The organism is Hafnia alvei (genome assembly GCF_034424155.1).
GTDB lineage: Bacteria > Pseudomonadota > Gammaproteobacteria > Enterobacterales > Enterobacteriaceae > Hafnia > Hafnia alvei.
This window is the reverse complement of record NZ_CP139992.1, coordinates 2468116-2481884: the sequence shown is the minus strand read 5'-3', so window position 1 is coordinate 2481884 and position 13769 is coordinate 2468116. Positions and strand designations below refer to the sequence as shown.

Annotated in this window: 14 protein-coding genes; 6 read left to right on the top strand and 8 right to left on the bottom strand. The window is 46.8% G+C overall.

What is annotated here, in order from left to right:
- Window positions 1-33: 33 nt before the first annotated feature.
- Window positions 34-795 (bottom strand): YciK family oxidoreductase, encoded by a 762-nt coding sequence (locus U0008_RS11610; protein WP_025796842.1) that lies wholly within the window; start codon window positions 793-795, stop codon window positions 34-36.
- 291 nt (window positions 796-1086) lie between these two features.
- Between U0008_RS11610 and sohB the strand changes: the two genes are divergently transcribed.
- Complete coding sequence (gene sohB / locus U0008_RS11605) at window positions 1087-2133, top strand: protease SohB (RefSeq protein WP_043493416.1); 1047 nt, start codon at window positions 1087-1089, stop codon at window positions 2131-2133.
- 90 nt (window positions 2134-2223) lie between these two features.
- Here sohB and U0008_RS11600 read toward each other — a convergent pair whose 3' ends face one another.
- Window positions 2224-2475 (bottom strand): YciN family protein, encoded by a 252-nt coding sequence (locus tag U0008_RS11600; protein ID WP_004094879.1) that lies wholly within the window; start codon window positions 2473-2475, stop codon window positions 2224-2226.
- A 434-nt stretch (window positions 2476-2909) separates the two neighbouring features.
- Between U0008_RS11600 and topA the strand changes: the two genes are divergently transcribed.
- The gene (topA, locus tag U0008_RS11595; RefSeq protein WP_025796836.1) at window positions 2910-5507 is read left to right on the top strand and encodes a type I DNA topoisomerase; all 2598 of its coding nucleotides are present in this window, start codon (window positions 2910-2912) and stop codon (window positions 5505-5507) included.
- Window positions 5508-5939: 432 nt separating this feature from the next.
- The gene (gene cysB, locus U0008_RS11590) at window positions 5940-6914 is read left to right on the top strand and encodes an HTH-type transcriptional regulator CysB (RefSeq protein ID WP_025796834.1); all 975 of its coding nucleotides are present in this window, start codon (window positions 5940-5942) and stop codon (window positions 6912-6914) included.
- A gap of 71 nt (window positions 6915-6985) precedes the next feature.
- On the opposite strand, the gene pagP is transcribed toward cysB, so the two are convergent.
- Window positions 6986-7591: a lipid IV(A) palmitoyltransferase PagP gene (gene pagP, locus U0008_RS11585; RefSeq protein ID WP_043493414.1), complete on the bottom strand. Its 606-nt coding sequence runs from the start codon at window positions 7589-7591 to the stop codon at window positions 6986-6988.
- 758 nt (window positions 7592-8349) lie between these two features.
- On the opposite strand from pagP, the gene U0008_RS11580 reads away from it, so the two are divergent.
- Window positions 8350-8466, top strand: coding sequence for a DUF2627 domain-containing protein (locus U0008_RS11580; RefSeq protein ID WP_071842629.1), 117 nt, complete (start codon window positions 8350-8352; stop codon window positions 8464-8466).
- Window positions 8467-8507: 41 nt separating this feature from the next.
- Window positions 8508-8717: a transcription antiterminator/RNA stability regulator CspE gene (gene cspE / locus U0008_RS11575; RefSeq protein WP_004094893.1), complete on the top strand. Its 210-nt coding sequence runs from the start codon at window positions 8508-8510 to the stop codon at window positions 8715-8717.
- Window positions 8718-8785: 68 nt separating this feature from the next.
- On the opposite strand, the gene U0008_RS11570 is transcribed toward cspE, so the two are convergent.
- Window positions 8786-9493, bottom strand: coding sequence for a purine nucleoside phosphorylase YfiH/LACC1 family protein (locus tag U0008_RS11570; RefSeq protein ID WP_043493412.1), 708 nt, complete (start codon window positions 9491-9493; stop codon window positions 8786-8788).
- A 172-nt stretch (window positions 9494-9665) separates the two neighbouring features.
- Here U0008_RS11570 and rlmA point away from each other — a divergent pair, with 172 nt between their 5' ends.
- A complete protein-coding gene (gene rlmA, locus U0008_RS11565; RefSeq protein ID WP_043493408.1) occupies window positions 9666-10478 on the top strand; it encodes a 23S rRNA (guanine(745)-N(1))-methyltransferase in 813 nt (270 codons plus the stop codon).
- A 57-nt stretch (window positions 10479-10535) separates the two neighbouring features.
- Here rlmA and mntP read toward each other — a convergent pair whose 3' ends face one another.
- The 4 genes from mntP to U0008_RS11545 all read right to left on the bottom strand — a co-directional run bounded on the left by mntP (window position 10536) and on the right by U0008_RS11545 (window position 13711).
- Window positions 10536-11108: a manganese efflux pump MntP gene (mntP, locus tag U0008_RS11560; RefSeq protein ID WP_025796825.1), complete on the bottom strand. Its 573-nt coding sequence runs from the start codon at window positions 11106-11108 to the stop codon at window positions 10536-10538.
- Window positions 11109-11512: 404 nt separating this feature from the next.
- Window positions 11513-11971 (bottom strand): DUF986 family protein, encoded by a 459-nt coding sequence (locus tag U0008_RS11555; RefSeq protein WP_025796823.1) that lies wholly within the window; start codon window positions 11969-11971, stop codon window positions 11513-11515.
- Window positions 11972-12034: 63 nt separating this feature from the next.
- On the bottom strand, window positions 12035-12898 hold the full coding sequence (locus U0008_RS11550) for a PTS mannose transporter subunit IID (protein WP_025796822.1): 864 nt from the start codon (window positions 12896-12898) through the stop codon (window positions 12035-12037).
- 15 nt (window positions 12899-12913) lie between these two features.
- Complete coding sequence (locus U0008_RS11545; RefSeq protein WP_008813635.1) at window positions 12914-13711, bottom strand: PTS mannose/fructose/sorbose transporter subunit IIC; 798 nt, start codon at window positions 13709-13711, stop codon at window positions 12914-12916.
- Window positions 13712-13769 lie beyond the last annotated feature (58 nt).

Below are 13769 nucleotides of genomic sequence, written 5' to 3'. Positions count from 1 at the left end.
CGGTATAAATAGCAACGCTAACATGATGTGTGGTTATTCTGCAGGGCCTGCTTTTCGCCCTGGCTGAGCATCAAAACTCATTCCCGTTTTCCGGCGACTGTCGTCACCCATCAAATAGAGATAGAGCGGCATGATATCGGCAGGCGTTTTGAGCTTTTGTGGATCTTCGTCTGGGAACGCTGACGCGCGCATTCCGGTGCGTGTTCCGCCTGGATTAATGCAGTTTACCCGCAAATTGGTGTTCTTATATTCGTCAGCCAATACCTGCATCATGCCTTCGGTGGCAAATTTGGAAATGGCGTAAGAGCCCCATCCCGCACGGCCGATTTTGCCCACGCTTGAACTGGTGAAAATCAGTGAAGCCGAGGGGGCTTTTAGCAGCAACGGCAGCAGTGCCTGCGACAGCAGCAGCGAGGCGTTAACGTTAACCTGCATGACATCACAAAACTCTTGATAGTCTTGTTCCGCTAAAGGATTGATAGTGCCGAGCAAACCGGCGTTGTTTAATACGCCATCGAGATAGGGATAGGCAGAGGCTAATTCTGCGCCGAGTTTCTGATAGTCGGCGGGCTTCGCCGTTAACAGATCGAATTGAACGATGGCCGCAGGCGACAAACCAAGCTGGCGTATTTGTTCCTGCACGGCCTGAAGTTTACTCAGCGTTCTACCAAGTAGAATCAGCTGTGCGCCGTGGCGAGCGTAGGTCAGTGCCGCTTCGCGGCCAATTCCGTCTCCCGCGCCGGTTACAAGAATAATGCGGTTTTGCAAAAGCTCAGGCTGTGGTTGATAGTGCATGTTGTATTTCCTCACGCCGCTTTAGCATCAAGGCTTTTCGGCTGGGTCGGCAAGTTATGACTAAATTGTTTATTTGCTGTAACCAATAGTCGCCGATCTTGACCTATTGCACGGTTGCTGGTCAATGGTATTGTTCCTAGAGCGGACATTATGTGCTGAATTTACAGGGACTTTACGTATAAGCCCCTTGAAAATGACGCGTCCGCCAGTATGTTACATACTGGCGGACGCGTTACAGTGGAATAACGCTAATATAAGTTGTATCAGAAAATCTTAAACAAGGCGGTGAATGTGGAGTGGTTATCCTTGTATGGCCTATTTTTGGCGAAGGTGATGACCTTTGTGATCGCAATAGGGGCATTGATTGTGTTGTTTGTCAGCCTGCGACATAAAAAGGGAGCGAGCCGCGGAGAATTACTGCTAACGGATTTAGGCGAGCAGTATCGTGATATGCAGCGCAGTATGCAGGAAGCACGCATGGACGATAGCGCCTTAAAAGCGTGGTATAAGCAGCAGAAAAAGCAGGATAAAGAGAAAGCAAAACAGCGTAAAGCTGAGGTCAAACAGGGCATTGCGGCGAAAGAAAAACCGTGCCTGTATGTGCTCGATTTCAAAGGAAGTATGGACGCCCATGAGGTGAGTTCGTTACGCGAAGAAATCAGCGCTGTACTGGCTGCCGCTAAGCAGGGTGATGAAGTTCTCTTGCGCTTGGAAAGCCCCGGTGGCGTAGTGCATGGCTACGGCTTAGCCGCTTCCCAACTACAACGTTTACGTCAGGCGGGCGTGCGATTAACCGTTGCGGTGGATAAAGTCGCCGCGAGCGGTGGCTATATGATGGCTTGTGTCGCTGACCGCATTGTCGCCGCACCTTTTGCTATTATTGGCTCAATCGGCGTTGTGGCTCAAATCCCTAACTTCAACCGTTGGCTGAAGAAGAATGATATCGACGTGGAGCTGCATACGGCCGGAGAGTTCAAACGCACACTGACGCTGTTGGGCGAGAATACCGAGCAGGGGCGTGAAAAATTCCGCGAAGAGCTGAATGAAACCCATGAGCTGTTCAAAGAGTTTGTCAGCCAGCAGCGACCTTCACTGGATATTAATTCCGTCGCAACCGGCGAACACTGGTATGGGATCCAAGCGAAAGAGAAAGGTTTGGTCGACTCCGTTGGTACCAGCGACGATCTGTTGATTGCTGAAATGGAAAATCATGACGTGATCGGTGTGCGTTATACCCGTCGTAAACGCATGATGGATCGCTTCACCAATAGCGCCGCGAACAGTGCCGATCGTCTGATGTTACGTTGGTGGCAACGTAGCCAGCGTTACGATATATAAGAGAATATTGTTAACATTGAGTAACGTTAATGAAATTAAAATGCCCCTTTAAAGGGGCATTTTTTTAACTATTTAATTCAGAATGATGAATTAATCTTCTAAATGATATTTTTCAGATAATACATGAGCGAGATGTTTGAACATATTAAACACGGCGGTCGTTTTACGGGTTGGAATTCCGTCTTCGTCGAGGAAAAACTCGCCACGGAATACTAATACGTCGCCTTTTTGCTCGACTTCGGTCGCTTCCATACCCTGCATATAATCTTCGTGCTCTTTAATGATTTGGTTTGCTTCTGCCAGTAGAGCTTCACGTTTGATTGGGGTTGTTTCACCGAACATTTTTCGTTCTCCAACAAATGACGTCGTCTATTAATAACACTGCCTAATATAGTACTGCGTACGCTAGGGGTATCGCAAATTATCGCGTTATTTTGATCTAAGTTTTGGCCGATAATTGGTAAAAATCTCCATTCCGTGCTAATTAAGTTGCGTGATGTTCTCAATCCGGTAGAGTGATGGGTTTTCTGACCTTTGGCGGAACGAAAGATTGGCGTTTTGAATAAAAGTTCCGCATGTCATAAGGTTGCGAGTGCGTCGCTTATGTTTTTGGTGCCGCAAATTGCAGTCGTGTTGAGCAGTTAGAAGCGATTTATCAAAAAATGGCTTGATCTCAGCGCGGTCTGCCGCAATATAAAAAAGAATTTTTCAATCGCTATGATAATGGCGAACAAAGGCTTCTGGAGACAGAAGGATTCATTCAGGTAAAGGTAATTATGGGTAAAGCTCTCGTAATAGTTGAGTCCCCGGCAAAAGCTAAAACGATAAATAAGTATCTGGGTAATGACTACGTGGTTAAGTCCAGCGTCGGTCATATCCGCGATTTGCCGACCAGTGGTTCAGCCAGTAAAAAGGGCGCAGCCTCCGCTGAAGATAAAGCGAAGCCTAAAGTCAAAAAGAATGAGCGTGAAGCGCTGGTTAATCGTATGGGCGTTGATCCTTATCACGGCTGGAAAGCGCAATACGAAATACTCCCCGGTAAAGAAAAAGTTGTTGCTGAGTTAAAAACATTAGCTGAAAAAGCTGACCACATTTATCTCGCAACCGACCTTGACCGCGAAGGGGAAGCCATCGCGTGGCATTTACGTGAGGTGATTGGCGGCGACGAAAGTCGTTATAGCCGCGTGGTGTTTAACGAAATCACTAAGAACGCGATTCAGCAGGCATTTAATAAACCCGGCGAATTAAATATCGACCGTGTTAACGCACAGCAGGCGCGCCGTTTTATGGACCGCGTTGTGGGCTACATGGTTTCTCCGCTGCTGTGGAAAAAAATTGCCCGTGGGCTATCTGCCGGTCGTGTTCAGTCGGTTGCTGTACGTTTGGTTGTCGATCGTGAACGTGAGATCAAAGCGTTTGTTCCTGAAGAATATTGGGAACTGCGTGCCGATCTGAACGACAAGAATGCCGTTGCTCTGCAAATGCAGGTTACGCATCACAAAGACAAACCGTTCAAACCGGTTAATGGCGATCAAACTCAGACCGCCGTGAAGGCGCTTGAGAATGCGCATTACACGGTTTTAGATCGTGAAGATAAGCCAACCAGTAGCAAGCCTTCTGCGCCGTTTATTACTTCCACGTTGCAGCAGGCCGCAAGCACGCGTCTTGGCTTTGGCGTGAAGAAAACCATGATGATGGCCCAGCGTCTGTATGAAGCCGGTCATATCACCTATATGCGTACTGACTCCACTAACCTGAGTCAGGATGCGGTAAGCATGGTGCGTGAGTATATCGGTGAAAACTTCGGCGAGCAGTATATGCCGAAAGAGCCAAATACCTACGCGAGCAAAGACAACTCGCAGGAAGCACATGAAGCGATTCGTCCTTCTGATGTGAACGTGCTGTCTGAACAGTTAAAAGACATGGAAGCAGATGCTCAGAAGCTTTATCAGCTGATCTGGCGCCAGTTTGTTTCTTGTCAGATGACACCGGCAAAATACGATTCAACCACGATTTCCGTGAAAGCGGGTGATTATACGTTGAAAGCGAAAGGCCGTACTTTACGCTTTGATGGTTGGACTAAAGTTCTGCCTCAGCTGCGTAAAGGTGACGAAGATCGTACATTGCCATTTGTCGAAATTGGTAGTGAATTGACGTTGCAGCAGCTCTTACCTAGCCAACATTTCACCAAACCACCGGCTCGCTTTAGCGAGGCATCGTTGGTTAAAGAGTTGGAGAAACGGGGCATCGGTCGTCCTTCTACCTATGCGGCAATCATTTCAACCATTCAGGATCGTGGCTATGTGCGTGTGGACAACCGCCGTTTCTACGCTGAAAAAATGGGTGAGATTGTCACTGATCGCTTGGAAGAAAATTTCCGTGAGCTGATGAATTATGACTTCACCGCGCACATGGAAAATGGGCTCGATCAGGTTGCGAACGCCAAAGAAGACTGGAAAAACGTGCTTGATGGTTTCTTCCAAGACTTCAGCAAACAGCTTTCAGTCGCTGAAAAAGATCCAGAAGAAGGCGGTATGCGTCCGAACCAAATGGTTCTGACCAGCATTGCTTGCCCAACCTGTGAACGTCAGATGGGAATTCGTACCGCAAGCACCGGCGTTTTCTTGGGTTGTTCTGGCTATGCGCTACCGCCGAAAGAGCGTTGCAAAACCACGATCAATCTGGTGCCAGAAGCCGAAGTGCTGAACGTGCTGGAAGGCGATGATGCTGAAACCAACGCATTGCGCGCTAAGCGCCGTTGTGCCAAGTGCGGCACGGCGATGGACAGTTACCTGATCGACAATCAGCGCAAGCTGCACGTGTGTGGTAACAACCCAGCGTGTGACGGCTACGAGATCGAAGAGGGTGAGTTCCGCATCAAGGGCTACGATGGCCCGATCGTTGAGTGCGAAAAATGTGGTTCTGAAATGCACTTGAAAATGGGGCGTTTCGGTAAGTACATGGCATGTACCAACGAAGAGTGCAAGAACACCCGTAAGATCCTGCGTAACGGCGACGTAGCACCACCGAAAGAAGATCCGGTGCCGCTGCCTGAATTGCCGTGTGAAAAGTCAGACGCTTACTTCGTGCTGCGTGATGGCGCTGCGGGTGTGTTCTTGGCGGCGAATACCTTCCCTAAATCGCGTGAGACGCGTGCACCTCTGGTGGAAGAGTTAGCTCGTTTCAAAGATCGCTTACCTGAAAAGTTGAGCTATCTGGCCGATGCACCGCAGAAAGACCCTGAAGGTAACAAGACGATGGTGCGTTTCAGTCGTAAGACTAAACAGCAATATGTCTCTTCAGAAAAAGACGGCAAAGCGACAGGTTGGACCGCATTTTTCGTTGACGGAAAATGGGTTGAAACTAAGAAATAATCTAACGTTTTTTCGCTAAAAAGTGGTTAAAACCGGTCAGGATTACTGACCGGTTTTTTTATGCAAAAACCAAAATCTGTGATGCCAAATATTGCGCGTTAATTTGCATAACTATTCATCTTTGTATCAAGACAAGCGACCTAGTTTTTTAGCTTAAAGCCTAAATGCGAATGCTATCGAGACTTTAATTAATTCCATAAATAATTCGTTATGATCTTGTTACCAGACCTATACAGATCGGCTCAAAATGATATAGTGGTTATATAAAAGCAATTTAAATGATTGTTGAGTTATTAACATTGCGGTCAATGTAGGGCAAAACGGGTTTAAATCGGCACAGAAAGCCCAAGGCTTGAGTGTAAGCCTATTGCCAAGGGGTGCTCCTATCCAGACTGCCATCGCGTTAAGTTTCAACCTAGGATGGTATTAGCTATGAAATTGCAGCAGCTTCGTTACATTGTGGAAGTAGTGAACCACAATTTAAATGTGTCATCGACCGCAGAAGGCCTGTATACCTCTCAGCCGGGTATTAGTAAGCAAGTACGAATGCTCGAGGATGAATTAGGTATCCAGATCTTTTCCCGCAGTGGAAAACATCTGACGCAGGTCACGCCAGCAGGACAAGAAATTATCCGCATTGCGCGTGAAGTTTTATCCAAAGTTGATGCCATCAAAGCTGTTGCAGGGGAACATACCTATCCAGATAAAGGATCGCTGTATGTGGCTACGACGCATACGCAAGCGCGTTATGCTTTGCCTCCGGTAATTAAAGGTTTTATCGAGCGTTATCCACGCGTGTCTCTGCATATGCATCAAGGCTCCCCGACGCAGATTGCGGAAGCAGTTTCTAAAGGGAACGCCGATTTTGCTATCGCGACCGAGGCCCTGCATCTTTATGATGATTTGATCATGTTGCCTTGTTACCACTGGAATCGCGCCGTGGTGGTCAAGCCCGATCACCCATTGGCTGGGAAAACCTCAATCACCATTGAAGAGCTGGCTGAATATCCTATTGTTACCTATACCTTTGGTTTTACGGGGCGTTCAGAGTTGGATACGGCCTTTAATCGTGCAGGTCTGACACCTAAGATCGTGTTTACTGCAACCGACGCTGATGTGATTAAAACCTACGTGCGTTTGGGGTTAGGCGTTGGGGTTATTGCGAATATGGCGGTCGATCCTGTTCAGGATCCCGATTTGGTCACGGTGGATACCAGCGATATCTTTACCTTTAGCACAACAAAAATCGGTTTCCGCCGCAGTACGTTCCTGCGTAGCTACATGTATGATTTCATCCAACGTTTTGCACCACATTTGACACGAGACGTTGTTGATACCGCGGTTGCATTGCGTTCTAATGAAGAAATTGAGGCAATGTTTAAAGATATAAAGCTGCCGATTAAATAAAAATATTCTCTAACGAAAAAGGAGCCGCATGGCTCCTTTTTTTATAAGCTTAATCTATCTAAGGTTATTAATTAAAATTTCCAACGCATCCATGTAAATAAGACATTTCCGTTATTGTAAGTTCCTGGAATATACGTTGTTTGAATAGATAAACGATTGTATTCAATCGAAACTAAAGGCAATACAAGTGGGATAGGGATGTAAGAATAATCATCACGAGCCGTGATGCTGGCCGTATATCCTGCGCCAAAGCGCCAGCCGTCGCGGTCCCCGGGGATCCACATCCACTCAAAACCATAGCCGATAATAGGCTCAATTTTATTGTGAGAGTCTTTAAACACCATGGCATACAATGAGTGCCAGTTGTCGTTTTCATCGTAACGATAGACGCCAAAACCCGCGCCCCAAGGGCGTTCGTTGTATCTATCGGTTTTTTCTTTGTCATACATGGCGCGGTTGTGCCAAGTGTTTAGTGGTACATATAATTCGTAATTATCGGCATCCCAAGTTTGCTTGACTTGATCGGTAAACGAGCCCCAAAAACTGCTGTCTTGCTGCGTTTTTGCGTGTGACTCAGGTGATTCGTTGGTTGTTATTGGTGTTTGCGCAAAAACAAAGGCAGGCGCCAATAGCGATAGACAACCAATATACAGGCGACCTGTTTTCACTAGTTTCATTATTATTCTCGGTAATATCTTGTTATTAATTTGGGAAGTCTTTTAGCAGAGAGGCGCGATCGAAGAATTATATCGAAGCAAGTCTTTTATAGTTAGAAATAAATTATATCATAGGATTGTGGGCAAAGTTGAATGAAGTATAAACAACAGGAAAAATACAGATTTTCCTGAATCGAAAATGGGCCAATAATGGACACAAAAAACTTATCAAATTCGCATTGGTAAGCTAATGGTATTATGATCTTTCTGCTATAGAAAGCAGTGGTACTACATGATCTTAGCCTGAGAGTTTGTTCTTTTTGTGGATTAGAGAAGGGAGGGATGCGGCGCGTCTCTGGTTTCAAGCTATACCAAGACACCATCGCGTTATAAAATGCGATAGAAATGTAACAATTTTTTAGCAAACTCCCTGCTGTTACTGCAATAAATCCCCGTAGAATCGTATTATGCATCACACATTCAATTTTCGTACTCATTATTAGTTAATTTCATCGTCGGAATAGGTGACTCTCCGTTCAGAATAGCGTAAAAAGGTAGCGACGGAGGAGATGGAGAACGGCATAAATCGGTGCTTAAATAAGCAGTTTCATGCAGCAGATAATTCTGCGAGTGGCAACAGTTTTTGGCACAAATTAGCTTAGTTTTCCGCCGACCGTTTTATTTCTGTGCGACGTGTCGTTCACTGGATAAAAATGGCTTGCCATTGAATACGTAGTGTGTGATAACGCATCTGGGTAAAACGAGGTACAGTTCTGTATATGTGTGGCATTTTCAGTAAAGAAGTTCTGAGTAAAAACCATAGCGTTGACTACCACTTCTCTGCCGATTCTTATCTTAGTGCCTCAAGCAGTAACGACTCTAGTTTGTCTATCTAACGCCCTAGGGCGGTTTAAACAATCCAAAGGAAATACTCAAGATGGCTAAGATCAAAGGTCAAGTAAAGTGGTTCAACGAAGCTAAAGGTTTCGGTTTCATCACCCCGGCTGACGGCAGCAAAGACGTGTTCGTACACTTCTCTGCAATCCAGGGTAACGGTTTCAAAACTCTGGCTGAAGGTCAGCACGTTGAGTTTGAAATCCAAGATGGCCAGAAAGGCCCATCTGCAGTTAACGTAACTGCAATCTAAGACAGCGTCAGCTGTTAAAAACCCGCTTTATGCGGGTTTTTTTATGCCTGAAATTTGAGGTGGGGGCGTTAGGGTAGGATGATTAAGCCGGAATACTGATTACGGCCTTTGATTCCAGGATGCTCAGGCTCTCGTTCGCGCCGATGAGCATTGCGCCGAAAACTGGTATAGCGGAAATAGTTAATTGCTTCAGGCTGACGTTCTTGGGTGCAAATTGTGCATTCGGATAGGTTTTCGACATGAGCGAATCCAAGACCACGAAGTTTGGCCTGTGCAATAGCCACGAGATCCAAATGCCGGAAGCGGGGTGAAATCAATGCTGACTCATAAGGCAGCGCTTGATGAAACCGCTCGACCAACGGTTCATCCACTTCATAGCAGCATGCCCCTGCGCTAGGGCCAATAGCGGCCATCCACTGTGATATATCATCATCTTGTGAAATACGCTTCGCAACTTGCTCTAAAACGCCGTCTATGAGTCCACGCCAGCCAGCATGTGCCACCGCAATAGCTTTGCCGTCTTGGCGACTGAAAATCACAGGCAGACAGTCAGCGGTAAGAATGGTCAGCAGGATGTTTGGCTGGCTCGTATAAAGCGCATCACATTCTCCGCACTCCTGATTAGGTATAGTCACATCCACCACGCGGATACCATGCACCTGCTTTTTCTCAGGCATAGTTGCCCGATGAGGAATTAAAGCTGTTGGCATTAATGCGGTCTTGTGACCAAATCCATAACGAATAATAGGGATGCTGTGCCAACCTAAGATTGTCATACGCTGTCCTATTAAACATTTATCAAACTTGAGGACTTCAGCTTAGGGATTATTGGTGTGATAGAAAAGGGGATAACGCGTTTTGCTGTGACTTGGACATGCTTAGCCGGTTGCATCGCTGACTGGCGTTATTTAGACTGTTGCGCTTTAACGTCTGTATGCGGAAAATCCAATGCCTTATCAGTGTCCTCTTTGCCAGCAACCGCTGGAAAAAAACGATCATCAGTGGCGTTGCGCCAATAATCATCAGTTTGATTGTGCAAAAGAGGGATACGTAAATCTGATGCCTGTTCAGCACAAACACTCCAAGCAGCCGGGAGACAGTACTGAAATGATGCAGGCACGGCGTGCATTTTTGGATCAAAACTACTATCAGCCACTGCGTGACGCCGTTTGTCACGCGATTAAGGCGCATATGGCGCCTCAAACCCGCCGTATTCTCGATATTGGCTGCGGAGAGGGATATTACACCTCTGAACTGGCAAAACAGTTTAGTGAGCGGGATATTGCGGTTTTTGGACTGGATATTGCCAAGGTTGCTATTCGGTATGCGGCTAAACGCTACCCGACGGTGTCATTCTGTGTTGCTTCAAGCCATCGCTTGCCATACGCCGATGCTTCGATGGATGCCGTGGTTCGAATCTATGCGCCATGTAAGGCGGAAGAACTAGCTCGCGTTGTTGCTCCTGAAGGCATTCTTGTGACAGTGTCACCGGCTCCGCGCCATCTCTATCAGCTTAAAGCACAAGTTTATGACACGGTGCAGTTGCACGCAGAAAACACAGAGTCGTTTGAAGGGTTTACTCTCATCGATGATCAACAACTGACGTATACCATGATGTTGCCGGGTGAGCAGGCCGCCAATTTGCTGCAAATGACACCGTTTGCTTGGCGAGCAACGCCTGATGTGGCTGAGGCATTGAGAAGCAGCATAGAATTTGAGTGTGAAACCGATTTTGCTATTCGTGTATATCGCCGTGATTAAGCGTCTGATTGAAATAAAAAAGCCCGCTTCATGCGGGCTTTTTTATTTGGTTGATTCTTAGAAGAAGGGGCCGATATGCTCATGTAAAATTGAGAAACCTATACCGATTAGTACCACGCCGCCTAAAATCTCCGCGCGCTTGCCCAACAGCGGGCCAATAAAGCGGCCAATCATCATGCCCAAGGTCGCCATAATCATCGTGGCTAAACCAATCGCCATCGCGGTGTGGAGAATATTGACCTGCAGGAAGGCTAATCCAACGCCGATAGCCATCGCATCTAAGCTGGTTGCAATCGCCGTGGTGACGAGTAGCCAGAATCCGTGACGGCGCACCGGCTCAGCATTTTCATCATGATTGCCTTTCCAGCCTTCATAAACCATACGGCTGCCTAGCACGAAGAGCAGGGCAAAGGCGACCCAATGATCCCATTCCATAATGAACTTGCTGGCCAGTAGACCAATTCCCCAACCAATGAGTGGGGTAATCGCTTCTACGGCACCAAAAATAAGACCAGTACGGAATGCTTCACGGAAACGAGGCTTGTGCAGAGCGGCACCTTTGCCAATTGACGCAGCGAAAGCGTCCATGGACATGCCGAAAGCGAGGATAACTGTTGCGGATAAATTCATGAAAAATACTCGGCCGGGTGTTCCATATACACGCAGCCCACCCCCAACCATACGACGGAGCTACGTGTCTATGGTCTCGCCTGTCCGCGCTTATAATGCTGATAATCAGCAAGCGGGCTGCTCGCACCACGTTCCATGCTAGGAACGAGTATGTTGACACGAGCGCGCTCAAAAACTGAATATTAATCAGCAAGAACGCCGGCTACTCCCCAAATTGACGGAAACGATCATACTCTATTTCTTTAAAGAATAACAACGGCATATTTTGCAGGGGAAATCAATGCTAATGATAATTATTATTAAGTGGGTTGCAGTAGAGAAATAATAATGTTTAAGTCGTTGTGAGATTCAGTACAAATAGCAGTATTAATATACTGAATCTCATTAATGGCGGGATTTATTCGTTATTTCTGCTCAACGAAAAACTTCAATATTAAGTCCAGATCGTCCATTTTAGCGACTTGAATCAGTAGCCTACGCTTCTCTAAATCAATCACCAGATAACCGTCTTCGGACATGTTCATATTTTTTATGCGGCTGTATAAAATAAAAACATTACCGTAATAAAAACCGGTTTCTTTAAATAAGATTTTTGGCCAGCGAATATAAAAAACATAGATAGCGATAATGGCGAGAGTAAAGAGTAACCACGTCGTGAAGTGAGAACCATTATTATTTATATTTTGATAAGCGAGAATGGCTAACAATCCAACAAATATTCCACTATCGGCTTTATTACGACGTTTTAAATTAACCTGCAATCGTGTCTTTCCGTTGCGCCTTGGCATGATGATTTCATCATAGACGGCGTAAAGAATGAACAACAGGATAAAAGCCAACAGTGCGATATCAGTTAAAGACATGAATACTCCAAACACAAAATAAAAAAGCCGGATAGGGCGAACCCTATCCGGCTATTCATACGATTACAGACCGAGCAGACCGATCCAGTAGCCGAAGATACCGATGAAGAAGAAGCCAATAATGATCCACAGTGCGTTGACTTTCTTACGCAGCAGCCACATACAGCCGAAGGTTAGCAGCAGTGGGATCAGGCCAGGCATCAACTGGTCCAGAATGGTCTGAACCGTGGTTACCGTGGTGTGACCGGTTTGGTCAGTGATGCGGGATACCACAAGTGGAATGTTGACATGCGTCCACTTGTTAACCAAGGCCCCCATAACAAACAGACCTAGGATCGATGCCCCCTCCGTCAGTTTCTGTAGGAAGCCACCGCCCATATCGCTAACGATATCAACACCTTTCTTATAACCGTAAGCTACACCGTAGTAACGAACCAGTAGGCGAACTAGGTTAAAAAGAACGAAGAACAGGATAGGGCCCAACAGGCTACCTGTCATCGCAATACCTGCACCTAACGCTGCAAATACAGGACGTACAGTACCCCAGAAAATTGGGTCACCCACACCGGCTAATGGCCCCATCAGACCTACTTTGATACCGTTAATGGCACCATCGTCGATCGGAGCGCCGTTTGCACGCTGTTCTTCCATTGCCGCTGTAACACCCAAGATAGGGGCCGCAACGTATGGATGTGTGTTGAAGAATTCTAAATGACGCTTGATTGCTTGCTTGCGTTCATCTGTATTCTCTGGGTACAGGCGACGGATAACCGGCACCATGGAGAAACAGAAACCCAATGCTTGCATACGTTCAAAGTTCCAAGAACCTTGAAACAGGTTAGAGCGCAGGAATACGCCGCGCAGATCGCCTGCGGTGAGTTTCGTTTCAGTTTTTGGAGTTGCAACTGATGATGTTGTATCAACCATTTCTCTCACCCTTTCCTAGTCTAATTCGTTATCAAGGTCGTTATTGCCGGCAGCAACTTGTACAACCTGAGATTTGTTGTATTTAGGGCTGAGTTGGATATACAGAATAGCCATCATCAGACCTAGAACACCCAACGCAACCAGGTTGAAGTTAGTGAACGCAGCGGTAACGAAACCTAAATAGAAGAAAGGCATCAGGTAGCCAGCACGCATCATGTTGATAACCATCGCATAACCAACAACGACGATCATGCCACCCGCGATAGCCAGACCAGAGGTCACGACTTCAGGGATTGCATTCAGCATGGTGTGAACAGCATCAGTACCTACAGAGATTGCAACAACAACCGCAGGGATCGCGATACGCATTGCCTGCAGAATTAACGCAGAGCAGTGCAGAACGCTAATCGCACGCAGGTCGCCACGCTCGGCCGCGCCGTCAGCCGCGTGCTGGAAGCCCACGGTGATAGTACGAACGATGATGGTCAGAACCTGACCTGCTGCTGCCAATGGAATGGCCAGTGCGATACCTGCACCAACGCTTTGCCCACCGGCGATAACCAGAATGGTAGAGATGATGGAGGCCAGTGCCGCATCGGGTGCAACAGCTGCACCGATGTTCATCCAACCCAAAGCGATCATTTCCAGAGTACCACCGATAATAATACCGGTTTTCATGTCACCCAGAACGATACCGATCAGGGTACAAGCTACCAGTGGACGGTGAAACTGGAATTCATCAAGGATGGAACCCATCCCTGCAATACACGCAACAATAAATATCAGTACAATCTGAAGAGTTGTAATCTCCATTGCACTTCTCCTCTAACCAAAGAGCTGAGTTTAAAAACACGAATCGGCAAGTGCGCGA